Here is a 22,926-nt window from a genome sequence, read left to right as displayed (position 1 = left end):
GGGCCGCGCTACTCGGGGGCGAGCACGCGGCGTCCACGCACGAACACTCCCGTGATCGCGGGCTGGCGGAGCGCGAGCAGCAGGGCGAAGAGGGTCTGGTCCGTGGCCATCCGCTCGTCGTCTGCCCGGATGCCACGGTTCAAGACGGTCGCAAGCGGCTCCCAGCGGTCCGGTTCGATGAGCAGGAAGTCGGCGTCCTTGCCCACGTCGAAGTTGCCGAACCTGGCCTCCATGTCGAGGGCGCGGGCGCCGGCAAGGGTGCCGGTGAAGAGCAGCGCGGCGGGGTCGAGCGAGAGACCGGCGTCGCCCGGCTCCGACAGGTGTACCTTGAAGCAGTCGTTGAGCACCCGCGAGATCAGCCACTCGTCGCCGGCGCCGATGTCCGAGCCGATCGCGACGTTCACGCCGAACGAGGTCGTACGCAGCCACGGCATCGTCCCGGAACCGAGGAACTGCTGTGAGGTCGGGCAGTGCGCCACCGAGGTGCCGGTCTCGGCGAGCCTGGCGAGCTCGGCATCCTCGCAGTGCACGGCGTGGGCGAGGATGCTGCGCCGACCGAGCAGGCTCGACCCGCCCCGCTTCGACCCCGGCAGGAACAGCCCGTCGTAGGTGTCGAGGTAGGTGTCGACCCCGTACACCGCCTTCACGGCGTCGATCTCGCCGGTGCCGGGCCGGTTGTTCTCGTTGAGGTGCGAGTGGAAGTACACGCCGCGCTCGCGCGCGTCGTCGTAGAGTTCGCCGAGGCCGGCGAGGGTCTTCGGGGTCACCGAGAGGCTGAACCGGGGCACGACCGCGACCTGCAGCAGCGCCGTCGCGGGGTCGCCGGTGTCGACGGCGTGCCAGCGATCGATCTCGGCCCCGATCAGGTCGAGGGCCTCGGCCTCGCCGGTCAGGAGCGCGCCGGCAGGGCCCGACCCGACGGTCTGCACCCCGCGGCCGCTGACCAGGCGGAGCCCGGCGGCCTGGCTCTCGGCGAAAAGTGCATCCTGGGCGTGCGGGAACGCCGACCCGAAGACGAGGGCGCTCGTGGTGCCGGCCGCGACCCGTCGCCGGGTGAAGTCGCGGGCGATGCGCGCCGCGAACTCGGGGTCGCGCAGCCGGGTTTCGGCGGGGAACACGCAGTTGTCGAGCCACTCGAGCAGCTGGCCGCCGCCGTAGGCGTCGGTCGAGTAGGTCTGCGGGTAGTGCAGGTGGGTGTCGACGAAGCCGGGCAGGATGAACCCGCCGCGGTTGTCCGTCACCGGGTGGTCGCGGAACGCGGCCGGAAGAGCGGCGAATGGCCCGACCCAGGCGATTCTGCCGTCCGCACCGGTGACGAGGGCGCCGTCGGGCAGGGAGACGAGGTGCTCCCGGGCGTCGGCGACCACCGGGGATCCCGCGATGTGGAAGACGTGACCGCGATAGACGTGGGCGGTCGGCGCGGGAACGGCCGACGGATCGGGGGAGGCCGCAGACGCCGGCGCGGGGGTGCTCATCACAGCCATCGTACGGGCGGACCCGCAACGAAAATGACCACCTAGACGAGCCCCGTGTACGAGTCCCAGGCGGATCCTGCGTCCGCGGCGTCGTCGTGCAGCACGGTCGCCTGGATCAGCCCGTACGGGCGGTCGGCCGCGTGGTACACCTCGTTGTCGTTGGCCACGCCGAAGGGGAGAGGTCGTAGAGGAAGTGGTGCTTGTTCGGGGCGGACAGGCGCACCTCGGCGACCACGGGAAAGGCCTCGAGCACGGCCCGGCCCATCTCGTAGAGGGTCTGCTGCAGGGCCAGGGAGTGCACGGTCGCGAACTGGGTGACGAGCACCTGCTTGATGCCGTCGTAGGTGGCCTCCCAGTCGACATCCGTCGTCGAAAAACGCCAGCCGGCCGTGAGCGAGGTCGCCATCACCCGGTCGGAGGTCGGCTGCAGGAGCGTGTACGGATCCTGCATGAAGCCGGCGAACTCGGAGCCCGTCGACTTGAGGATCACGAGGTCCTTGAGCCCGCCGACCACCCAGGTGCGCCGGTCAGCGCCCCTGCCCTCGACCGTGATCGCCGCCGTGCGCACCTCCTGGCCGCGCCGCACCCAGGTGTGGTCGTGCTCACTGCCGTCGATGAGAACCCGTTGCCAGGCGAACTCCTCGATCTCGACCCTGGCGGTGTGCACGGGCTCGACCGTGTCGACGAAGTGGGCGGCGAGGTCGAGGCCGTAGTTCTCGATCGAGAGCAGCCCCTTCTCTTTCGCGAAGGAGTATGCGGTCTGCTTCTGGGTGTCGGTCGGCAGCACGTTCAGCTGGTCGCCCGCGAGGTGCGCACTGGCGAAGTCGCCGCGGAGCGCGGTCGAGACGCTGATGTCGTGAATCTCGTGCCGGGGGAGTCGCGGTAGATGCGCACAACCCGGTTTTCCGCTTTTCCGTACCGGTTGGGTCCGAGGATGATCGACATCGGGTGGTGCTCCTTCTGGTGGGTGGGGAAGGGTGGGGATTCAGAGCGTGGGGGCCGGGCGCGTGGGGGCCGGGCGCGTGGGGGCCGGGCGCGTGGGCGCCGGGCGGCGGAGCAGGGCGCCCCGGGGAGGGTGTTCCGGGCCGGCGGATGCCGCGGGCGACGTGATCCCGTTACCCGCCCCGGTGTCGTGCACGAGCGCGCCGGCGAGCCAGGTGCCGTGCACCCGTCCCCTGAGCGTCGCGCCGTCGAACGCGCTCACCGGGTTCTTGTGCTGCAGGGCGCCGACGTCGACCGTGAACGACTCCTCCGGCGCGAAGGAGACGAGGTCGGCATCCGCCCCCGGCCGGATGATCCCCTTGCCGGTGAGCCCCGCGAAGCGCGCCGTCGCGGTCGACATCCAGCCGATCACCCGGTCGAGGCCGATCCCGGCCGCGCCGGCGGCCGTCCAGACCGCGGGCAGGCTCAGCTCGAGGCCGGAGATCCCGCCCCAGGCGAGGCCGAAGTCGCCACCGTGGCCGAGCTTGAGCTCCCGGGTCGCTGGCGAGTGGTCGGAGGCGACGAGGTCGATCGTGCCGTCGAGCAGGCCGGCCCAGAGCAGCTCGCGGTTGGCGGCGTCCCGGATCGGCGGGCAGCACTTGAAGGCCGTCGCTCCGTCCGGGATCTGTTCCGCGGCGAAGGACAGGTAGTGCGGGCAGGTCTCGACCGTGATCGGCAGTCCCTCTGCCCGTGCCGCCCGCAGCCGCGGCAGCGCGGCGCCCGCCGAAAGGTGCAGGATGTGCGCGCTCACGCCCGTGCGGCGGACCGCGTCGATCACGCGGTCGATCGCGCTCGCTTCGGCCTGCGGCGGGCGGCTCGCGAGGAAGCCGGCGTAGGAGCGCCCGGTGGCCGGCGGGGCCGCGTCGAGTTCGGCGGGGTCTTCGGCGTGCACGAGCAGCAGGCCGCCGAATGCGGAGATCTCGGCGGCGGCCGCGAGGAGTTCCGCGGAGGAGAGCGCGGGGAACTCCTCGACGCCGGAGGGGGAGAGGAAGGCCTTGAACCCGAATACACCGGCTGAGTGCAGCTCGCGCAGGGTGCCGAGGTTGCCGGGGACCGCCCCGCCCCAGAAGCCGACGTTGACGCTCGCCTGCTGGCCGGCGGCCGCACGCTTGAGGTCGAGGCCGCTGACCGTCGTCGTCGGCGGGATGCTGTTGAGCGGCATGTCGATCACCGTCGTGACCCCGCCGGCCGCGGCGGCGCGGGTGGCGCTCGCGAAGCCCTCCCAGTCCGTCCGACCTGGCTCGTTGACGTGCACGTGGGTGTCGACGAGACCGGGCAGAAGCACGCGCCCGCTCGGCAGGCGGATGTCCGTGGCCGCCCCGTCGGACAGGCCGGAGTCAGCGATCGGCCGGGTCTCGACAGGTTCGTCGATCGGCAGGATCGCGGTGACGATCCCGCCCGTGATCGTCACCGCCCCGCGCACGAAGCCGGCAGGCGTGAGCACGGCGTCCGCCCGGATCACCCGGTCGACTCGTTCGCGCATCTGTCCTCCTGCCTGCTGGAATCTCAGGCCGTGACGCTGGCCAGATGGTCTAGCAAACACCCTGGTGAGGACCGCGGGGTGCCAATCGGGACTCTTGAAACGCGATCGTCACACGCCGGACGGTTGTCCGTAATACGGGCCCCGCCGCGCCTCCCTGGCAGGGTTCTGCGGGACCGGTTTCGCGGGCCGGACCGGCCTCCGGTCCCGGCTAGGCCGGGTTCGCCGCGAGGAAGGCGTCGATCTCGGAGAGGTACCCCTGTCGGTCGGCGTCGGACAACCAGCTCGCCTCGAAGGAGTTCCGGGCCAGCTGGACGAGCTCGTCCCTGCCGATGCCGGCCTGCCGGGCGAATGCCGTATAGGTGTCGGCGACATAAGCCCCGAAGTACGCGGGGTCGTCGGAGTTGAGGGTGACGAGCACGCCGAGGCCGAGCAGCTCGACGATCTCCCGCGCCTTCATGTCCGAGGTCACGAAACTGTTCGAGACCGGGCAGCAGGTCAGGCCGATCCGGCGTTCCCGGACGAGGGCGACGAGCGCCGGGTCCTCGAGGATGTTCGTGCCGTGGTCGATCCGGTCGACCCTGACCTCGCCGAGCACCTGGCGGATGTTCTCGATGCTGCCGACCTGGTCGATGTCGCAGTGCATCGTGAGCCTGAGGCCGGCCTCACGGGCGAGCCGGAAGACCTCGGCGAACTTCGCCGGGGGATTGCCGCGCTCGTCGGAGTCGAGCCCGACGCCGACGATCAGGTCGCGGTAGGGCAGGGCGGCCAGCAGGGTCTCGTGGGCGCTCTCGGCGGATGCGTCACGCAGGAAACAGAGGATCAGCTCGGCGGAGAGACCGTAACCGGCCGCATCCGCTGCAGCACGGTGCAGTCCAGTGATCACGGTCTCGAAGGGCACGCCGCGCGTCGTGTGCGCTTGCGGGTCGAAGAAGGCCTCGACGTGGCGGACCCCGTCTGCGGAGGCGCGACGGAAGTACGCGGTGGCGAGGTCGTAGAAGTCCTGCTCGGTGATCAGCACGTTCATCGCGGGGTAGTACACCGCGAGGAAGCTTGCGAGGGAGTCGAAGGCATAGCTCGCGCGCACCTCCTCGACCGTCGACTGGCCGATATCGACACCGTTGCGCGTGGCGAGGGCGAGTTTGAGGTCGGGTTCGAGGGTGCCTTCGAGGTGCACATGCAGCTCTGCTTTGGGCAATCCGGACACAAACGCGGCAGTAGGCTCAGTAACGGACGGCATCGGGGCTCCTTTTCGGGCGGACGCCGTGACCGTATCACGCGGCAGATGCACTTTTCCTCCCGCGACGGGTACCCAGCATGCTGCAACACGACGGAAACACTGTCGAGGTCGCAGCGTCATCTGCGGGGCCTAAATTCAGGGAACCCGCACGTGTGCCGCACAGCATTACACAGCAGCCGTTTTCCCTGACGGCACCCCCAACGGCACCCCACGAGCATCATCGAGAGGAACAGCTTCATGACCCGGACCCAAGGTTTAACAGCACACCGTTCACCGGCAGGGCGTCCCGCCCGTCGCATCCTGCAGGGAATTGCCGCTGCGGCAGCCGTGACCATCGCGCTCACCTCCTGCGCGACGAGTTCCACGCCGGCAGCCTCGGCTTCCGGTGCGCCCGCGTCCTTCGGCACCGCGAGCATCCAGCTGTCCTGGATCAAGAACACCGAGTTCATGGGTGAGTTCCTCGCCGACTCCAACGGCGACTTCACCAAGGCCGGCTTCGATTCCGTCGACCTCATCGCCGGCCCGGCATCCGCTGAAGCGGGCGTCATCTCCGGCACGGTCGACCTCGGCATCGGCAACGCGATCTCCACCGGAACCGTCATCGCGAACGAAGGCGCCCCGATCAAGATCATCGGCGCCACGTACCAAAAGAACCCGTTCTCGATCCTCTCGCTCGCCAAGGTGGGCAACATCAAGACCCTCGCCGACCTCAAGGGCAAGAAGATCGGCGTGCAGGCGAGCAACCAGAGCCTCTGGGACGCGTTCCTCAAGGTCAACAACATCGACCCGACCTCGCTGACCACCGTCCCCGTCGAGTACGACCCGACCCCGCTCTTCAACGGCGAGGTCGACGGCTGGTTCTCCTACCTCACCAACGAGGGCATCGACGCAGACCTCAAGGGCCTCGGCCCGGTCAACCTGCCGCTCGCCGACAACGGGCTCCCGTTCGTAGCGGAGACCTTCACGGCCTCCGACAAGGAGATCTCGGGTGACCGCGCGAAACTCAAGGGCCTCCTGATCGCCGAGATCAAGGGCTGGGCCGCCGCCATCAAGGACCCGGCCGCCTCCGCCAAGCTCACGATCGACAAGTATGGGGCAGACCTCGGCCTCACGATCGAGAAGGAGACGAAGCAGGCCACGATCCAGTCGACCGACCTCATCGTCAGCGACGACACCGTCAAGAACGGCCTCTTCACCATCAGCGATAAGCTGCAGCAGGAGAGCATCAAGACGCTCGCTGCCGCCGGTGTCACCATCACGGCCGACAAGCTCTTCGACATGAGCCTGCTGTCCGAGGTCTACGCGGAGAACCCCGACCTGGTCAACTACGCCAAGTAGGCGGTTCCTCTTCAAGCACGACAGCACCACCAGCAGTACGCAGGCACACCGAAACGAGGCCGCCCCGAAAGCGGCCGACGACGCCCAGTAAAGGAACGCACCCTGTGAGTACGACCGATGCCGGTGTCCAGAGCAACGCTCTGGGCACCGGCCTCCACATTTCCGGGCTCCACAAGGTCTTCACCGTGGGCCGGAAGGAAGTCTCCGCGCTCGAGGACGCGACCCTGCACACCGACAAGGGCAGTTTCCTGTCGCTGCTCGGCCCGTCCGGCTGCGGCAAGTCCACGATCCTGCGCATCCTCGCCGGCCTCGAGGAGCCCACGAGCGGCACCGCGAAGGTCGACGGCAAGACGCCCGCCGAGCTGCGCAGCGGCCACGAACTCGGCATCGCCTTCCAGGACGCCGCGCTGCTGCCCTGGCGCAGCGTGCGCGGCAACATCAAGCTTCCCTTCGAGGTCGCACGGATGCCCGTCGACGAGGACTACGTCTCCGAACTGATCAACCTGGTCGGCCTCAAGGCCTTCGAACACGCCAAACCCGCGCAGCTCTCCGGCGGAATGCGGCAGCGGGTGTCCATCGCCCGGTCGCTCGTGCTGAAGCCCTCCGTTCTGCTGCTCGACGAACCCTTCGGCGCCCTCGACGACATGACCCGCCAGCGCCTCAACATCGAACTCCTCAGGATCTGGACCGAGAAGCCCGCGACCACGATGATGGTCACGCACGGCATCTCGGAGGCCATCTTCCTCTCGGACCAGGTCGCGGTGATGAGCCCCCGACCCGGCCGCATCAAGGAGGTCATCGACATCGACCTGCCCCGTCCGCGGCATCCGGACATGATGCGCTCCCACGAATTCCACGCCCTGCACGACCGCGCCTCCGAACTGCTCTTCAGCCCCGACGCCCTCTCCGTGGCGGAGACGGACTGATGCGCGGTCTCGCCTCGTTCCGCACGCTCCCGGCCTGGGCGACCGGGCTGATCGGCGTCGTCGTCGTCATCGTCCTGTGGTGGCTCGGCGCCGCCACGATTTTCCGCGGCATCGGCACCGTACCCGGCGGGGCGATCCCGACACCGGGCGCCGTCGTCGCCCAGCTCGTCTCGGACGGGTGGGCGTTCTACCTGTCCCACGTGTCGATCACCGTGGGTGAGGCGATCGTCGGCTTCCTCTGGGGCAATGCGGCCGCGCTGGTGCTCGCCGGCCTCGTGCTCGTCGTTCCCCGGATCGAGAAGGTCGCGCTGCAGATCGCGGTCATCACCTACTGCATCCCGATCGTCGCGATCGGCCCGATCGCCTACATCGTGATCGGCGCCCCACGCGGCGGTGAGCTTTCCGGCACCGCGATCTTCCTCGCGGCGATGTCCGTGTTCTTCACGACCGTCGTCGGTTCCCTCGTGGGCCTCAAGGCCGCGACCCCCGCGAGTCTCGACCTCGTCAGCGTCTACGGCGGCGGACGGTTCATGCAGCTCCGCAAGGTGCGGCTGATGGCCGGGCTGCCGAGCGTGCTCTCCGCCCTGCAGATCGCGGCCCCCGCCGCGCTGCTCGGCGCGATCCTCGGCGAGTACCTCGGCGGCGTCGACCGTGGCCTCGGCATCGCGATGCTCGCGGCCGGGTCCGCGGCGAACGTCGACAGGGTCTGGGGGCTCGCGCTCGTCGCCGGTCTCCTCGCCGGCCTCGGCTACAGCCTCTTCGGACTGATCAGCAAGCTCGCGACACCCTGGCTGACGGGACGGAGCTCCTGATGGCCCTCGAGACCATGTCGGCGGCCCGCCCGCCGAGCGCAGCGAAGGTCGCCCGCGGCCTCGGCGCCGTCATCGGGCGCGCCGCGCTCACCGGCCTGATCACCCTCGTCATCGTCCTCGTCGCCTGGCAGGGCCTGATCCTGCTTCTCGGGGTGTCCCCGTTCATCGCCAAGGGACCCCTCGACGTCTGGAACTGGCTGTTCACCGTTCCGAACGCCGCCGTCAACCGCACGACGATCCTGACCAACCTCACCGTCACCCTCGGGGATGCCTTCCTCGGCTTCGTCGCCGGCCTCGTCGTTGCCCTCGTGCTCGCGATCGCGTTCACGCTCTCCCGCGGTATCGAGAGCGCGCTGATGCCGATCGCGCTGCTGTTGCGATCGGTGCCTCTCGTCGCCCTCGTGCCGGTGATCAGCCTGATCACCGGGCGCGGACCGAGCCTTGTCGTCGTGATGGGCGCAATCGTGGTGCTGTTCCCCGCGCTCGTGAACATCGCGTTCGGGCTGCGGTCGTCGTCGCCGCAGATCAACGACGTCATCGCCGTCTACGGCGGCAACGCCTTCACGGCGCTTCGCAAGGTCGCGCTGCCGAGCTCGCTTCCGTCGTTCTTCGCGGCCGTCAAGATCTCGATCCCCGGCGCGATCACCGGCGCGCTCCTCGCCGAATGGCTCTCGACCGGACAGGGCCTCGGCCACGGCATCGTGATCGCCGTCGCCCAGGTGAAGAACTACGAGGTATGGGCATCCGTCGTGGCGATCACGCTTGTGTCGATCGTGCTGTACGGCGTCGCGCAGCTCGTGGAGAACCTCGTGCTGCGCCGGATGGGCATGGAGAGCAGCACCGGGGCCTAGCCTCGCGCTCGGCGGTTGCGACAGCCGTAGTGGGCGCATCGGCGCGGGACTACTGTTCCTGGCATGGAGACGTCACAGAACCGTAAGCCGATGGGCAGTCTCAAGACTCCGACCCCGGTGCTCAAAGCACTGGCCGCCCAGCTCGGGCATCCGAGCGGGTGGCGAGGGCGGCTGGTGGGGCGGATGCTCAACCGACGCAACCGGGGAATCATCCGCGCCGCCGTGGACGCACTCGAGGCCACGCCGGATGCCCGGCTCGCCGATGTCGGTTTCGGCGGCGGTGTCGGGACCGAGCTGCTGCTCGACACGGTCGGACCGGACGGGCACGTCGCCGGAGTCGACCAGTCGGAAACGATGGTCGATGCCGCGCATCGGAGGTTCCGCGACGACCTCACCGCCGGTCGGCTGTCGCTGTTCGAGGCGTCGATGGAGTACGTCCCGCTCGCGGATGCGAGCCTCGACGGGGTGATCACCCTCAACACGTTCTACTTCCTGCCTGACCTCGGCCGGGCGGCGGCCGAGTTCGCGCGCGTGCTCCGGCCCGGCGGCCGTCTCGTGGTGGGCGTTTTCGACCCGGCCGCGATGCAGCGGATGCCCGTGGTCGAGCACGGCTTCCGGGTGCGTCCCACCGAGGAGATCACCTCCGCCCTCGAGGCCGCGGGCCTCGTGCAGACCCGGCATCTCCGTGTCGGACACGGCCCGGACGCGTACCACCTGCTGCTCGCATCGCCTGCCCCCGCCCGCGTGTAGCGAGGGGTACCTGTCCGGTCGAGGGGTACCCGTGCACCGGGCGCTCTCGACCGGAAAGGTGACTCTCAGGGGTGCATCAGGCGCCAGATGCGGTCACGGGACATCGGCAGCTCGTACGGGCGGATGCCGATCGCGTCACGGACCGCGTTCGCGAGCGCAGGAGCGACCGGGTTGTACGGCGACTCGCTCATCGACTTGGCGCCATAGGGGCCGAGGTCGTCACTCGTCTCCGCGAAGTACACCTCGGTGACGGGCAGGTCCGCGAGCAGGGGCACGTGGTAGTTGCGCATCACGCTCGTCGTCACGGTGCCCGCGCCGTCGAGCTGGACCTCTTCGTAGAGCGCCGTGCCGATCGCCTGGGCCACACCGCCCTCGATCTGGCCGCGGCACTGCGCCGGGTTCATCACGACGCCGGCATCCGCGGACTGGATCGACTGCAGGATCCGCACCTCGCCGGTGAGGGTGCTCACGGCGACCCGGAAGGCCTGCACGTTGAAGGCGACCGAACGCACGGCGCCCTCCTCGGAGCTCGTGCCGCGGAGAACGGTGCCGGCCGCCGCGCGCGCGGCGAGGTCGGTGAGGGAAACGACGGTGCTGCCGCAGCGGAGGCCGTCGGGCTCGAGGAGCCAGGCGTCGGCGGGGGCGCCGGGGTGGGCATCCGTCGCCGCCTGCCGGAGCACGGCCGCGAGTGCGGTCGCCGCACCCAGCACGGCCTTGCCGGCGACGACGATGCCGGCCGAGCCGAACGCGCCGGTGTCGTAGCCGATCGTGTCGGTGTCGGACTGCAGGATGTCGATCCGGTCGGGGCTCGTGCCGAGCGCGGTCGCGGCGAGCTGGGTGTGCACGGTCGTGGTGCCGTTGCCGAACTCGGCGGTCCCGACGCGCACGGCGTAGCGGCCGTCGCTACCCAGAGTGACGGATGCCTGGGCGAAGTGTCCGCGCGGCGGGATCGTCGCGATCATCGCGGTCGCCATGCCCTCGCCGACCCGCCACTCGGGTCCGTCGGGTACGGGCGTGTCATTGCCGCGGGCGAGGGCGGCCTCGGCGAGGTCGAGGCACTGGTCGAGCCCATAGCTGCCGAAGATCAGGTCCTCGCCCTCGACGTGGGTGACGACGAGCGGGTCGCCCGGACGCACCGAGTTGAGCCGGCGCAGGTCGAAGGGGCTCATGCCGAGGTCGCGGGCGAGGTCGTCGAGCGCCGATTCGACACCGAAGATGACCTGGCCGAGACCGTAACCGCGGAAGGCGCCGGACGGGAGGTTGTTCGTGTAGACGCTGCGGGCATCCACCCGCTTGTTGGGCACGGAGTACAGGCTCACCGACTCGGAGCTGCCGTGGTACATGACGCCGGGCCCGTGGTTGCCATATGCGCCGGTGTCGCTCAGCAGGTCGAGGGCGAGCGCGGTGAGGCGGCCGTCGTCGGTCGCGCCGAGAGTGACGCCGACCCGCATCGGATGCCGGGTGGGTGCGACCCGGAACTCGTCGGCGCGGCTGAACTCGTACTGCACCGGGCGCCCGGTCGCGAGAACCGCGAGGGTGACGAGGTCCTCGGTGAGGATCTCCTGTTTGCCGCCGAACCCGCCGCCGACGCGGGCGGTGAAGACGCGGACCGCGGCCGGGTCGAGGTCGAAGACGCGGCAGATCTCGCGCTGCACGAGAAACGGCACCTGGGAGCTCGTCCGCAGCACGAGCCGCTGCTCGGGGGTGCCGGCGTGTTCGAGCCAGCCGATCGTGCCGTGGGTCTCGAGGTGGGTGTGGGCGACCCGCTGGGTCTGCCAGGTGCCCGTGACCAGGTGGGTCGCCTCGCCGAGGCCGGCCTCAAGGTCGCCGTACTCGCCGTGCAGCTCGGCCACGAGGTTGCGGGAGGGATCGGCGACGCGGCTCGCCGCGGCATCCTTTTCGCCGTGCACGAGGGGAGCGCCGGGCTCGGCGGCGAGGGCCGGGTCGAAGACGGCGGGGAGCAGGTCGTACTCGACGTCGATCAGGCGACAGGCGGCCTCGGCGATCGCGACGGTGTCCGCGACGACGGCCGCGACCCGCTGGCCGCGGAACCGGAGCACCCGGTCGAAGACGAGGGTGTCGTCGGGGTCGTCGTTGCGGTCCTCGTGCCGGGCCGTCGAGAACAGGGTCGCGGGAGAGTCGGAGTGGGTGAGCACGGCACGCACTCCGGGCAGGTCGGCGGCTCGCCCGGTGTCGATCGAACGGATGCTGGCATGCGCGTGCGGACTCTGCAGCACGCTCACGTGCAGCAGGCCGGGCACCGCGACGTCGAGCGTGTACGGTTCGAGTCCGCTCACGACCCGCTCGCTCGCCGGGGCGTGCGTGGAGGCGCCGACGTAGCCGCGGGCCGGCGTGGGCGTCGCGCGGGTGCCGGTGCGGACTACGGGACCGAGGCCGTCGGGCGGAAGGGTGCACGGGGCCGAACCGTCGGCCGGGGTGTGCCGCCCGCGGACGGCGTCATCGATCGCCCGGTAGCCCGTGCACCGGCAGATGTTGCCCTTGAGCAGGCGCGGCAGGTCCTCGAGGTCGTGCTCGGTGAGCGTGGACGCGGTCACGACCATGCCCGGGGTGCAGAAGCCGCACTGGAAGCCGGCGTGGTCGACGAAGCGCTGCTGCACGGGCGCGAGGTCACCCGGCGTGCCGAGGCCGGCGGCGGTCGTGATCGCGGCGCCCTCGGCGCGGAAAGCCGGGTAGATGCAGGAGTGCACCGGGGTGCCGTCGACGAGCACCGAACAGGCGCCGCAGTCGCCGGTGTCGCAGCCCTTCTTCACCTCGAAGTGCTCGAGTTCGCGCAGGAAGGTGCGCAGGCACTGCCCGGGCGCTGCCGCGGCGTCGACCCACTGGCCGTTGATCTCGAACCTCACGGGCGGGCCTCGCTTCCGGTCGCGGGAGTCTCTGCCGATATCGCAGCTGGAACGGTTTCCGGGCCCTCGAGCTGCTGGCGGATCTCCTCGGCGAGCACGGCGCTGACCGCGGCGCGCCAGTCGGCCGCGCCGTGGGCATCCGTGAACCAGGCGTCGATGCCGTCGACGCCGGCACGGAGCGCGGACGCGGTCGGCAGGGTTGCGTAGCGCAGCTGCACCGGCCGGAGGGTCGCGGCCGTGACGGTGAGGGTGAAACGGCCGTCCCGGTCGAGGCGGCCGATGACGACGGCGCCCGAGCGGCCGATGGGGGAGAGTGCGATCTTGCGGAACGCGGTGCGGGCGCGCAGCGACGCGTCCGGGATGTGGATGGAGCGCAGCACGTCCCCGGTGCGCAACACGGTGGTCATGTCGCCGGTGACGAAGCCGGCGGCGGGAAGGCGCTCGTCGCTCCCGTCGCGGCGCCAGACGAGCACCTCGGCGTCGAGGGCCGCGGCGAGGCTCGTCATCGGGCCGGCGGGGAGGGCGGTAGCGAGGTTGCCGCCGACGGTTGCGACGTTCCAGACCTTGAATGAACCGTAGAGAGCGGTGCAGCATTCGAAGAGCAGCGGATGCGCGGTCCAGCCCGGCCGGGTCGGGAGCGCGGCGAGCTGGGCAAGGGTGCACGTCGCGGCGATCTCGAGGCCCTCAGGGGTCACGGTCAGCGCGGGCCAGCCGAACGACTGCAGGTCGACGAGGCCGGTGAGGTGAACCCGGGGATCGGCGAACAGCTCGGAACCGCCCGCGAGGGGAGCGACCGTTTCGCCGAGCAATCCCAGGTCGGCGCGCTCGCGGGCGGGCGTGATCGTCACAACGGTAGTGAGGTCCATTGCTGCTCCAGTCGTCCCGGGCCGAGTATCCAGTCAACCGCATTTCCGGGTCGGTTTCGTCCACGGTACCCTCCCCATCCGGGGGTGCGCCGTCGGGGTCGTGCAGCGCTCGTCAGTGGTCGCGACCGCGGAGCTGGTCGATGAGGTGAGGAAGCACGTCGTCGAGCACGGCGAGACCGTCGCGCACGCCGCCGGTCGAGCCGGGCAGGTTCACGACCACGGTGCGACCGCGGGCGACGCCGACGTATCCGCGGGAGAGCAGGGCGAGCGGGGTGGATGCCGCGCCCCGGCGACGGAGCTCCTCCGCGAGTCCCGGGATGAGCCGGTCGAGGTGCGGCAGCGTCTGCTCGGGCGTCTCGTCGTGCGGGCTCACGCCGGTGCCGCCGGTCGTGATCACGAGATCGCAGTGCGCGGCGATCGCGGCGCCGAGGACCTGGCCGACGCGGTCGCCGTCCGGCACGACGTGGAGCGCGTCCACGGTCCAGCCCCTGTCGACGAGCCAGGCGTCGATGACCGGCCCGGTGCGGTCGGGATAGATGCCGGCCGCAGCGCGGGTCGACGCGACGATGATCTGCGCGACGCGCGGCGTCGCATCCGTCGGGGTGTTCGTCGTCATGTCCCCAGTGTGCCGCACGGACAGCCGATCGAAGCAGAACGGGCAGCAAATCCGTAGATGAGGGAATATAGTGCTGCTTATGTCGCAAATACGGATTCGCGAGGCCGCCGGGTTCCTCGGCGTGAGCGACGACACCGTGCGTCGCTGGATCGACAACGCGGTGCTGCCGGCCACGACGGATGCCGCCGGCCGCATGGTCGTCGACGGCGTCGACCTCGCCCGCCTCGCCACCGAACACGCCGCCGTGCCGACCGACCCGTCCGGCACGGCGAGCTCGGCCCGCAACCGGTTCGTCGGACTCGTCACGCGCGTCGTGAGCGACCCGGTGATGTCCCAGGTCGAGCTGCAGTGCGGGCCGCACCGCGTCGTCTCCCTGATGAGCACAGAGGCCGTGCGGGAACTCGGCCTCGTGCCCGGGTCCGTCGCGGTCGCCGTCGTGAAGGCCACGACCGTGATCGTCGAAATCCCCCAGGAGCATTCGTGAGCACTCGCCGTCACCCCGCTCGACGTCACGTTCTTGCCTCGCTTGCCGTCCTGGCCGTCGCCGCGCTGACGACGGCGTGTGCAGGCCCGGCCGGGGCCGGCGCGTCCGCGTCCGCGTCCGCCGCGGCATCCGCTGCGTCGACGGGTGCCGCGAGCCGTGCGCCGGAGACCCTGACCGTCTTCGCTGCGGCCTCCCTGAAGAAGACCTTCACCGAGCTCGCGACCGAGTTCGAGGCCGCGAACCCCGGCGTGACCGTTGCGCTGAACTTCGCCGGTTCTGCCGACCTCGTCACCCAGATCACCGAGGGCGCCCCCGCCGACGTCTTCGCCTCTGCCGACACGAAGAACATGGCCAAGCTCACCGATGCCGGCCTCGTCGCAGACGCCCCGACGGTGTTCGCGACCAACACCCTCGAGATCGCCGTACCGCCGGGCAACCCGGCCGGCGTCACGAGCTTCGCCGACCTCGCGAACCCCGCCACCAAGGTCGTCATCTGCGCCGCCCAGGTGCCCTGCGGTACCGCGACCACCACGATCGAGAAGGCGACCGGCGTGACCCTGATGCCCGTCAGCGAAGAGAACGCCGTCACCGACGTGCTCGGCAAGGTCTCCTCCGGTGAAGCGGATGCCGGCCTCGTCTACGTCACGGACATCGCCGGAGCGGGTACGAGCGTCCTCGGCATCCCGTTTCCCGAATCCGGCTCGGCCGTGAACTCGTATCCGATCGGCGTCGTCGCCACGAGCCCGCACCGCGACCTCGGGACCCTGTTCGCGGACTTCGTGACCGGACCGACCGGGCAGAAGGTGCTCACGGCCGCCGGCTTCGGCACCCCGTGAGCGTCACATGACACGGGCCAGCGGCGGGGCGGCGGTCTCTCTGCGCGGCACGGCGCGGGAGAATGCCGAGGTGCTCGGTGTGCCGCGCTGGATCGTCGCTGTCGCTGCCGTCGGCGCGCTCTTCATCGTGCTGCCGATCGTCGGGATGACCGCCAGGGTCGACTGGGCGAACTTCGGCGCGCTCGTCACCTCGCCGTCCGCGATCGCGGCACTGCTGCTCAGCCTCCGCACGGCCACGGCGAGCACGGCGCTCTGCCTGCTGCTCGGGGTGCCGATGGCGGTCGTGCTCGCCCGGAGTCGGTTCCGCGGCCAGCGCTTCGTGCGGGCGTTCGTGCTGCTGCCGCTCGTGCTGCCTCCCGTCGTCGGCGGCATCGCCTTGCTCTCGACATTCGGCCGCCGCGGGCTGCTCGGCCAGACCTTCGAGGTGCTCGGAATCCAGATCGCGTTCTCGACGACGGCCGTCGTTCTCGCGCAGGCGTTCGTCGCGCTCCCGTTCCTCGTGCTCAGCGTCGAGGCGACGCTGCGGGCCTCTGGCGCGCGATACGAGGCCGTCGCCGCGACCCTCGGCGCCGCCCCGAACACCGTGTTCTGGCGGGTGACCCTACCGCTCGTCGTGCCCGGGCTCGTCTCGGGGGCCGTGCTCGCCTTCGCGCGGGCGCTCGGCGAGTTCGGTGCGACCCTGACCTTCGCGGGCAGCCTCGAGGGTGTCACCCGCACGCTGCCGCTCGAGATCTACCTGCAGCGCGAGACGGATCCGGATGCCGCCGTCGCGCTCGCGCTCGTCCTCGTCGTGGTCGCCGTCGTCGTGATGGTGGCGACCCACCGGCCGCGAGGGCTCTCGTGACCTTCGAGTTCGAGGCGGTCCTCGCACGCCGAAACTTCGATGTCGCGTTCAGCGTGCAGCCGGGGGAGACCGTCGCGCTCCTCGGCTCCAACGGGGCAGGGAAGTCGACCGTCGTGCAGATCAGCGCGGGCCTGTTGCGGCCCGATTCCGGCCGCGCGAGCCTCGCCGGCCACGTCCTCTTCGACCTGCCCTCGGCATCCGCTGCACCCGGCGTACGCACCGGCACCGTCTCCCGCGCCGGCACCTGGACTCCGCCGCACTCCCGCGGCACCGTGCTCCTCGCCCAGGAGCCGCTCCTGTTCCCGCACCTGTCCGTGCGCGACAACGTCGCCTTCGGCCCGCGGAGCGCAGGTGCCCCCGCGCCAGGGCGCGTGAGCTCGCCGAGGAATGGCTCGTCGCCGCGGACGTCGCCGACCTCGCCGACCGCAAGCCCGGCGCCCTCTCGGGCGGCCAGGCGCAGCGGGTCGCCGTCGCGCGCGCCCTCGCCGCCCGGCCGCGCCTCCTGCTGCTCGACGAGCCGATGACCTCCCTCGACGTCGCAGCCGTGCCGGCCCAACGCCAGCTGCTGCACCGGATGCTGTCCGAACGTTCCGTGATCCTGGTCACCCATGATCCGCTCGACGCCCTCGCCCTCGCCGACCGGGTCATCGTGCTCGAGGACGGCCGGATCGTCGAGGCCGGCCCCACCCGCGAGGTCTTCGCGAACCCTCGCGCCGCATTCACCCGCGCCCTGACCTTCGGCCTCACCCCTGGGACGGCCGAATCCCGCGAAGACGGCTTAACCTAGGAGCATGACGCTTTCCGCCCCATCGTTCCGTCGTGCCGCCGCCGTGGCGCTGACCGAGGACGAGGTCGCCCGCATCCGCAACGACTTCCCGATCCTCGAGCAGCGCATCAACGGGCATCCGCTCAACTATCTGGACTCCGGGGCCACCTCGCAGAACCCGATCAGCGTGATGGAAGCCGAGCAGGAGTACTACGAGCAACGCAACGCGGCCGTGCACCGCGGCGCTCACACCCTCGCGTTCGCGGCGACCGAGGTCTTCGAGAGCGCCAGGGAGACCGTGGCCGCCTTCATCGGCGCGCAGCCCGACGAACTCGTCTGGACTTCGAACGCGACCGAGGGAGTCAACCTCGTCGCGTACGCGATCTCCAACGCCTCACTCGGCCTCGGCGGCCCGGATGCCGCCCGGTTCCGCATCGGGGCCGGCGACGAGATCGTCGTGACCGAGATGGAACACCACGCCAACCTGATCCCGTGGCAGCAGCTCGCCCTGCGCACCGGGGCGACCCTGCGCTTCATCCCCGTTCTCGACGATGGCACCCTCGACCTCGCGGCCGCGGCAACGATCGTCGGCCCGCGCACCCGCCTGCTCGCGTTCACCCACGCGTCCAACGTCGTCGGCACGATCAATCCCGTGGCCGAGCTCGTCGAGCTCGCCCACCGCTTCGGCGCCCTCGTGCTGCTCGACGCCTGCCAGACCGTTCCGCACCTGCCGGTCGACGTTGCCGCGCTCGACGTGGACTTCGCCGTCTTCTCCGGGCACAAGATGCTCGGCCCGACCGGCATCGGAGCGCTCTTCGGCAAGGCGGAGCTGCTCGCCGGGCTGCCGCCGTTCCTGACCGGCGGTTCGATGATCACGACCGTCGATATGGAGCACGCCGAGTTCCTCGCGCCGCCGCAGCGCTTCGAGGCAGGCACCCAGCGCATCTCGCAGGCGATCGCCCTCGCCGCCGCGGTCGACTACCTGACCGAAACCGGCATGGACCGGATCGCCCTCCGTGAGGCCGAACTCGGCCAGCGCCTCGTGGCCGGGCTCGCCGAGATCCCCGGCGTTCGGGTACTCGGCCCGGCCGCCGGCATCGACCGCATCGGCCTCGCCGCCTTCGACGTCGCCGGGGTGCATGCTCACGACGTCGGCCAGTTCCTCGACGAGGCCGGCATCGCCGTGCGGGTCGGCCACCACTGCGCCCAGCCGCTGCACCGCCGCCTCGGCATCACGGCGTCCACGCGCGCCAGCACCTACCTCTACACGACGACCGACGAGGTCGACCAGTTCCTGGCCGCCATGCACGAGGTCGCCCCCTTCTTTGGAGTGAAGCCATGAGTTCGAGCGAACTGCAGCAGCTGTACCAGCAGATCATCCTCGACCACGCCAAGTACCGGCACGGCGCGTCGTCCGAGCCGTTTGGCGTGTTCGACGCCAACGGTGCGCCGGGCCTGCGGCTCGCCGAGTCGCACCAAGTGAACACGACCTGCGGCGACGAGATCACCGTTCGCGTCGGCGTCCGCGCCGGCTCTGGTGCCGCAGCGGATGCCGCGGTGACGGATGCCGCCGGCCCTGCTCCCGTGATCGAACAGTTCGCCTGGCGGGGTGACGGCTGCTCGATCTCGATGGCGTCGGCATCCGTGCTCGCGGACACGATGACGGGACTGACCGTCCCCGATGCGGAGGCACTCGTCACGACCTTCCGCGAGCTGCTCCGCTCGCGCGGCACGATCGAGCCCGACGAAGAGGTGCTCGGCGACGCCGCGGCCTTCGCCGGGGTCTCCAAGTACCCGGCCAGGGTCAAGTGCGCGATGCTGCCCTGGGTAGCGTTCGAGGCCGCCCTGATGCAGGTCGCCGCGGCATCCGCTGCCCCCGCGGCCCCGCTCGCCTAGCCGCGCCCGGCACGATCGGGTCGCCGTATCCCGGCTGATTCTCTCCCGCGAGAGTACGATTTTGGCCCTTAAGACCGAGTCTTAAGGGCCAAAAGTGCGCTCTCGCGGAGTCTCTGGGGCGCGCCGTGCGAGCGGCGGGCGGCGGGACGGGGCGGGAGGGGGCGGGAGGGGCGCGGGTCAGGCGCGGGAGCGCGCGACCAGGCTGAGGACGGCGCTGTCGGCGGCCAGGTTCGGCAGGAGCGCGGCGCCATCGAGACCGTTGGCCGTGGGAAAGCGGATGTCCGCGGCCGGCCAGACCAGGCGGAGATCGCGCTCGAATCGGGTCGCGATCTCGGGTGAGCGCAGCACTCCGCCGAGCCCGCCGATCACGGGTGCGTCGACCACCGACTGGCCGACCCGTTCGAGTCCCGTGCGCACCGACAGGGCGAGCTCTGCGGACGCAGCGTCGCAGATCGCAGCGGCGACGGCATCCGTTGCCGCGAGGGCGGTGACCGAGCGCGACCACGCCGCGATCCGGCTCACCCGGGCGGGGTCTGCCTGCAGCTCGAGGTAGAGGGTTTCGAGGTTCGGGAATTCCTTTTGAACGGCATCGCGGAGGGCTGTCACTTGTCCGCGCCCGTCGTAGTCGCGCATGACCGCGTCGAGGGCGGCACGTCCGAGCCAGTAGCCGCTGCCGGCATCCGCGATCAGGTACCCCCAGCCGTCGACCCGGGCGACGGCGCCCACGCCGACCGCCAGAGTGACGACGCCGGTGCCGACGGCGATCACGGCACCGGGGGTGTCGCCGAGGGCGCCCAGGTACGAGGTCACCGAGTCGTGGGCGAGGAAGACGTCCTGCACGCCGAGCCCGTGGGTAAGGTGGCGGAGTTCGGCGGCGTCGGCGTCGGACTGCGTGAAACCGGAGATGCCGGCGCTCAGGGTACGAATGCCAAGGTCGTCGGAGAGCCCGCTTTCGGTCGCGGCGACGGCCTTGACGACATCGGCGAGCTGGGGCATCAGCGCCCGGTCGGTGCGAATGCCGGCGAAGTCGAACGTGTCGTGGCGTCCGTCGGCCGAGCGGAGCAGGGCGCGGATGCCGGTCTGGCCGGCATCAATGGTGAGGGAGCGGGATACGTCGGTCATCGCGGGGCGTCCTTGGTCGTGGGGGCGAATCGAAACTGCGGTGCGACCAGCGAGGGTGTCGGTGCACAGTCCCTATCATTCCGTGTTGCCGTGCCCGGAGGGCAGTCCCCGCACGGCCAGTCCCGGAGCCGGACCTCGCAGACGGGCGTGCGCGCGACTCCGGGGTCGGCTAGCCTTCTGGTATCGCCGGTCCAACAGCCGGCCTCTGGGGGAGAAATGTTGAACAACCTGACGGTCTGGCACGTGTTGATTCTGGTTGGCGGCTTCGTGGTGATGGCGGCTATCGCTGTGGCCATCATCGTCATCGCCATCCGGCTCGCGCGCCGCAAGTAGTTCGCTGTCAGCAGCCGGGGCCGGACGGGTTGGCCGTGCAGTCCTGGCCGACGAGGACCGTCGAGGCCGTGCTGACGACGACCGCGATCGGGGGCGCCGCGATCGTGAGCGTGCCCTGCACCGGACGCCACGGCTGACCGCCGGCGCGGTACTCAGCCGAGTACACGACCGACAGCACCACGGTGTGCCGGCCCGTTGACCTGAAGACGTGGCTGGTTGCGGTGTTCGAGAACTCCGGCACGCCGAGGGCGGCCCAGCTCGCGCCACCCGTCGCGGAGGCGATGGCCGCGCCGTCGCCGAGGTCCCAGTGGAACCGTGTCGGCGTGAAACGCACCTCGGCGGCGAACCCGAGCAACAGGCCCGTGCGCACATGCACGGATGCCTGGGCCAGGAAATTCGCCGGGAGCCCGGTGATCGCCCAGCCGTTGGGCTCCATGCCCTGGCCGGGTGCTGCCGCCGGGAAATTGACGAGATCACTGATGCGGACCACGAGATTCGGGTCGCAGAGCGGGCAGTTGACGGCGAACCCGTCCCGCACGAATGGCAGCCCCACAGTCGGTGTCGGGGTCGAGCCCGGAGCGCCCGCGCCACCCGTCCCGCTTGCACTACCCGTGCCGCCAGCCGTTCCCGAAGCAGCGCCGCCGGGTCCCGACCCCGAGTCGAACCCCGTCGACAAGTCCACGCCCCGGCCGTTCACGACCCCAGTGACCGGTGGTGGGGGCTCACAAGTGCCGTTGAAACTCTCCCAAGTCGAACAAAGTGATTGGTCAGTCGCGCTGAAGCTCAATCCGGTTGCCAGACCGGAGGATAGGAGTGGTATCAGCAGAAATTCGAGCCACGCCATGATTCCGATTTCTGGACGATTAGATGATGTTGCGGGGAGTCCGTAGCGAATGTGATTTCGAGGGGGTAGCGCTCGGCAACTCTCGATGGGACCGTGCTTGTTCCCAGCGCGTCGACAACGTCAGCCCCAGAATTGTCCAGGCACAAGTACGCAACGACACTGCCTGAATGCAGGTCTGCTGATTGGAGGGTCAGCGAATCGAACTGAAATTCGCCAACTCCGTGCTCACCCCGAGCCGCCAGGTCTTGAAGCGACTTAATCTCGGCCGAGAGCGCTTCGCCGGTTAGGACAGCAGCCATACGCTCAGGCGACTTCCCACCCTCGTGACCGACCGTTGTCGACAGCGCCAGATATGCGGCGTAGGCGGTTCGCGCGGCCTCAAGGGCGTCGGCCTCTGAGGCGAAAGCGGCTGCATCCGCTGTCGGAGACGCGGACGGGCTCGCGAACGGCGCCGGCGACGACGCGCACCCGGACAGGGCGATCAGACCGGCTACGGACACGGCGGCGCACAGGGTCGTCGTCGCCAGTCGGTACCTCGCGCGGATCCGCATGCGGTCACGTTAGAACACTTGGGGACATCCCGCTCGAGTTATCCACAGGGCAAGCAGACGCGTGCTTAGAGGATGCGCTCCTCGAGCCAGGCGGCCTGCCGCAGCCAGTGGTGCCCGGATCCGCCCTCGTGCTGGTTGAACGGGTAGACCTTCGATGTCCGCCTCGCCCGCGTAGTGGTTGAGGGCGGCGAAGACCGTCGACGGCGGGCAGACCGGGTCCATCAGGGCGACGGAGAAGAGGGCGGGAGCGGTCGCGCGCTTGGCGAAGTTCACGCCGTCGAAGTAGGAAAGAGTCGTGAAGGTTTGCTCGACGAGGTCGCGGTGCACCGAGAGGTACCGCACGATCTCCTGGTACGGGTCCCCGTCGGTGATCTCGACGGCCCGCTCGAAGTGGCAGAGGAACGGCACCTCGGGCATGACCCCGATGAGCCCCTCGCTGAGGCCAGCGGCCGCGAGCGCGATGCCGCCGCCCTGGCTGCCGCCGCACACCGCAACGCGGGTCGGGTCGACCCGGTCGATCGTGCGCACGGCGTCGATCGCGCGCGCGGCATCCGTGAAGACCCGGCGGTAGTAGTAGTCGTGCGGCCGCTCGATCCCGCGGGTCACGAACCCGGGGGCGGACGGCCCGGTGCCGTTCGGGTCGGGTGTCTCGCCGCCGGAGCCCCAGACGCTGCCCTGGCCCCGCGTGTCCATGAACAGGTAGGCATAGCCGGCCGTCACCCACGCGAGGTTCTCGTGCGGGAGTCCGCGGCCTCCGCCGTAGCCGTTGTACTCGACGACGGCCGGCAGCGGGCCGGTCGTGCCCGCCGGCACCAGGAACCAGGCGCGCACGGGCTGTCCCGCGAAACCGTTGAAGGTCATGTCGTAGACCTCGACCTGGCTGAGCGGGGAGTCGACCCGGGTCAAGTGCGGTTCGTCGGGAAAACGGCGGGCGTCCGCGAGGGTGTCCTCCCAGAATTCGTCGAAGTCGTCCGGCTCAGCGACGACCGGCCGGTAGTCGCGGAGCTCGGGCAGGCTGAGGTCGTAGCGGGACACAGAGAGCCTTTCGGTG

19 protein-coding genes and 2 pseudogenes are annotated in these 22,926 nt (G+C 70.3%); 11 read left to right on the top strand and 10 right to left on the bottom strand.

What is annotated here, in order from left to right; genetic code table 11:
* Positions 1–8 precede the first annotated feature (8 nt).
* From RGU41_RS08435 to add, 4 genes are all read right to left on the bottom strand, one after another.
* Positions 9–1,475 (bottom strand): amidohydrolase family protein, encoded by a 1,467-nt coding sequence (locus tag RGU41_RS08435; RefSeq protein ID WP_322135999.1) that lies wholly within the window; start codon positions 1,473–1,475, stop codon positions 9–11.
* Between the two features lie 115 nt (positions 1,476–1,590).
* A complete protein-coding gene (gene pucL, locus RGU41_RS08430) occupies positions 1,591–2,328 on the bottom strand; it encodes a factor-independent urate hydroxylase (protein ID WP_322137321.1) in 738 nt (245 codons plus the stop codon).
* A gap of 132 nt (positions 2,329–2,460) precedes the next feature.
* Entirely contained in the window at positions 2,461–3,939 is a 1,479-nt protein-coding gene (allB, locus tag RGU41_RS08425; RefSeq protein WP_322135998.1) for an allantoinase AllB, read from the bottom strand.
* A gap of 208 nt (positions 3,940–4,147) precedes the next feature.
* Complete coding sequence (gene add / locus RGU41_RS08420; protein ID WP_134448924.1) at positions 4,148–5,176, bottom strand: adenosine deaminase; 1,029 nt, start codon at positions 5,174–5,176, stop codon at positions 4,148–4,150.
* 237 nt (positions 5,177–5,413) lie between these two features.
* Between add and RGU41_RS08415 the strand changes: the two genes are divergently transcribed.
* The 5 genes from RGU41_RS08415 (at position 5,414) to RGU41_RS08395 (ending at position 9,853) form a co-directional block, all read left to right on the top strand.
* Positions 5,414–6,514, top strand: a complete 1,101-nt coding sequence (locus tag RGU41_RS08415) for an ABC transporter substrate-binding protein (RefSeq protein ID WP_134448925.1) — start codon at positions 5,414–5,416, stop codon at positions 6,512–6,514.
* A 104-nt stretch (positions 6,515–6,618) separates the two neighbouring features.
* Positions 6,619–7,440 (top strand): ABC transporter ATP-binding protein, encoded by an 822-nt coding sequence (locus RGU41_RS08410; protein WP_134448926.1) that lies wholly within the window; start codon positions 6,619–6,621, stop codon positions 7,438–7,440.
* Positions 7,440–8,252 (top strand): ABC transporter permease, encoded by an 813-nt coding sequence (locus RGU41_RS08405; protein ID WP_322135997.1) that lies wholly within the window; start codon positions 7,440–7,442, stop codon positions 8,250–8,252. Before RGU41_RS08410 ends, RGU41_RS08405 begins: the two co-directional genes overlap by 1 nt.
* Positions 8,252–9,103, top strand: coding sequence for an ABC transporter permease (locus tag RGU41_RS08400; protein WP_241975463.1), 852 nt, complete (start codon positions 8,252–8,254; stop codon positions 9,101–9,103). Before RGU41_RS08405 ends, RGU41_RS08400 begins: the two co-directional genes overlap by 1 nt.
* Before the next feature lie 90 nt (positions 9,104–9,193).
* Positions 9,194–9,853: a class I SAM-dependent methyltransferase gene (locus tag RGU41_RS08395; RefSeq protein ID WP_322135996.1), complete on the top strand. Its 660-nt coding sequence runs from the start codon at positions 9,194–9,196 to the stop codon at positions 9,851–9,853.
* A 65-nt stretch (positions 9,854–9,918) separates the two neighbouring features.
* Here the strand turns inward: RGU41_RS08395 and RGU41_RS08390 are convergent, their stop codons facing one another.
* From RGU41_RS08390 to RGU41_RS08380, 3 genes are all read right to left on the bottom strand, one after another.
* A complete protein-coding gene (locus tag RGU41_RS08390) occupies positions 9,919–12,717 on the bottom strand; it encodes a molybdopterin-dependent oxidoreductase (protein ID WP_322135995.1) in 2,799 nt (932 codons plus the stop codon).
* On the bottom strand, positions 12,714–13,583 hold the full coding sequence (locus tag RGU41_RS08385; protein ID WP_322135994.1) for an FAD binding domain-containing protein: 870 nt from the start codon (positions 13,581–13,583) through the stop codon (positions 12,714–12,716). The genes RGU41_RS08390 and RGU41_RS08385 overlap by 4 nt, the downstream gene beginning before the upstream one ends.
* A gap of 112 nt (positions 13,584–13,695) precedes the next feature.
* Positions 13,696–14,199, bottom strand: a complete 504-nt coding sequence (locus RGU41_RS08380; RefSeq protein WP_134560235.1) for a MogA/MoaB family molybdenum cofactor biosynthesis protein — start codon at positions 14,197–14,199, stop codon at positions 13,696–13,698.
* 79 nt (positions 14,200–14,278) lie between these two features.
* Here RGU41_RS08380 and RGU41_RS08375 point away from each other — a divergent pair, with 79 nt between their 5' ends.
* The 6 genes and pseudogenes from RGU41_RS08375 (at position 14,279) to sufU (ending at position 19,025) form a co-directional block, all read left to right on the top strand.
* Positions 14,279–14,683, top strand: coding sequence for a TOBE domain-containing protein (locus RGU41_RS08375; protein WP_134536450.1), 405 nt, complete (start codon positions 14,279–14,281; stop codon positions 14,681–14,683).
* Positions 14,680–15,519, top strand: a complete 840-nt coding sequence (gene modA / locus RGU41_RS08370) for a molybdate ABC transporter substrate-binding protein (protein WP_322135993.1) — start codon at positions 14,680–14,682, stop codon at positions 15,517–15,519. Before RGU41_RS08375 ends, modA begins: the two co-directional genes overlap by 4 nt.
* A gap of 7 nt (positions 15,520–15,526) precedes the next feature.
* Positions 15,527–16,363, top strand: a complete 837-nt coding sequence (locus tag RGU41_RS08365; protein ID WP_134560237.1) for an ABC transporter permease — start codon at positions 15,527–15,529, stop codon at positions 16,361–16,363.
* A pseudogene (locus RGU41_RS08360) lies at positions 16,360–17,144 on the top strand (ATP-binding cassette domain-containing protein); the annotation flags it as partial. The gene RGU41_RS08365 and the pseudogene RGU41_RS08360, both read left to right, overlap by 4 nt.
* A 10-nt stretch (positions 17,145–17,154) precedes the next feature.
* Positions 17,155–18,471, top strand: coding sequence for a SufS family cysteine desulfurase (locus tag RGU41_RS08355; RefSeq protein ID WP_134561257.1), 1,317 nt, complete (start codon positions 17,155–17,157; stop codon positions 18,469–18,471).
* Positions 18,468–19,025, top strand: a complete 558-nt coding sequence (gene sufU / locus RGU41_RS08350; RefSeq protein WP_322135992.1) for a Fe-S cluster assembly sulfur transfer protein SufU — start codon at positions 18,468–18,470, stop codon at positions 19,023–19,025. The genes RGU41_RS08355 and sufU overlap by 4 nt, the downstream gene beginning before the upstream one ends.
* 177 nt (positions 19,026–19,202) lie before the next feature.
* Here the strand turns inward: sufU and RGU41_RS08345 are convergent, their stop codons facing one another.
* The 3 genes and pseudogenes from RGU41_RS08345 to RGU41_RS08335 form a co-directional block, all read right to left on the bottom strand.
* The gene (locus RGU41_RS08345) at positions 19,203–20,147 is read right to left on the bottom strand and encodes an N-acetylglucosamine kinase (RefSeq protein WP_134448935.1); all 945 of its coding nucleotides are present in this window, start codon (positions 20,145–20,147) and stop codon (positions 19,203–19,205) included.
* A gap of 340 nt (positions 20,148–20,487) precedes the next feature.
* Positions 20,488–21,033 carry a hypothetical protein gene (locus RGU41_RS08340; protein WP_322135991.1) on the bottom strand — a complete coding sequence of 182 codons (546 nt, stop codon included), beginning with the start codon at positions 21,031–21,033 and terminating at the stop codon, positions 20,488–20,490.
* Between the two features lie 907 nt (positions 21,034–21,940).
* A pseudogene (locus RGU41_RS08335) lies at positions 21,941–22,910 on the bottom strand (acetylxylan esterase).
* Positions 22,911–22,926 lie beyond the last annotated feature (16 nt).

Source organism: Cryobacterium sp. 10C3 (assembly GCF_034314285.1).
In the GTDB taxonomy this organism is placed as follows: domain Bacteria; phylum Actinomycetota; class Actinomycetes; order Actinomycetales; family Microbacteriaceae; genus Cryobacterium; species Cryobacterium glucosi.
Note: the sequence above shows the minus strand (reverse complement) of the source record. Positions and strands in the feature narration are given on the sequence as shown.

What these genes read in the sequence shown, in the direction of transcription:
- RGU41_RS08435 (WP_322135999.1), bottom strand. Translation starts at nt 1,475, where the DNA reads ATGAGCACCCCCGCGCCGGCGTCTGCGGCCTCCCCCGATCCGTCGGCC.
- allB (WP_322135998.1), bottom strand. Translation starts at nt 3,939, where the DNA reads ATGCGCGAACGAGTCGACCGGGTGATCCGGGCGGACGCCGTGCTCACG.
- add (WP_134448924.1), bottom strand. Translation starts at nt 5,176, where the DNA reads ATGCCGTCCGTTACTGAGCCTACTGCCGCGTTTGTGTCCGGATTGCCC.
- RGU41_RS08415 (WP_134448925.1), top strand. Translation starts at nt 5,414, where the DNA reads ATGACCCGGACCCAAGGTTTAACAGCACACCGTTCACCGGCAGGGCGT.
- RGU41_RS08405 (WP_322135997.1), top strand. Translation starts at nt 7,440, where the DNA reads ATGCGCGGTCTCGCCTCGTTCCGCACGCTCCCGGCCTGGGCGACCGGG.
- RGU41_RS08400 (WP_241975463.1), top strand. Translation starts at nt 8,252, where the DNA reads ATGGCCCTCGAGACCATGTCGGCGGCCCGCCCGCCGAGCGCAGCGAAG.
- RGU41_RS08395 (WP_322135996.1), top strand. Translation starts at nt 9,194, where the DNA reads ATGGGCAGTCTCAAGACTCCGACCCCGGTGCTCAAAGCACTGGCCGCC.
- RGU41_RS08385 (WP_322135994.1), bottom strand. Translation starts at nt 13,583, where the DNA reads ATGGACCTCACTACCGTTGTGACGATCACGCCCGCCCGCGAGCGCGCC.
- RGU41_RS08380 (WP_134560235.1), bottom strand. Translation starts at nt 14,199, where the DNA reads ATGACGACGAACACCCCGACGGATGCGACGCCGCGCGTCGCGCAGATC.
- RGU41_RS08375 (WP_134536450.1), top strand. Translation starts at nt 14,279, where the DNA reads ATGTCGCAAATACGGATTCGCGAGGCCGCCGGGTTCCTCGGCGTGAGC.
- RGU41_RS08365 (WP_134560237.1), top strand. Translation starts at nt 15,527, where the DNA reads ATGACACGGGCCAGCGGCGGGGCGGCGGTCTCTCTGCGCGGCACGGCG.
- RGU41_RS08355 (WP_134561257.1), top strand. Translation starts at nt 17,155, where the DNA reads ATGACGCTTTCCGCCCCATCGTTCCGTCGTGCCGCCGCCGTGGCGCTG.
- sufU (WP_322135992.1), top strand. Translation starts at nt 18,468, where the DNA reads ATGAGTTCGAGCGAACTGCAGCAGCTGTACCAGCAGATCATCCTCGAC.
- RGU41_RS08345 (WP_134448935.1), bottom strand. Translation starts at nt 20,147, where the DNA reads ATGACCGACGTATCCCGCTCCCTCACCATTGATGCCGGCCAGACCGGC.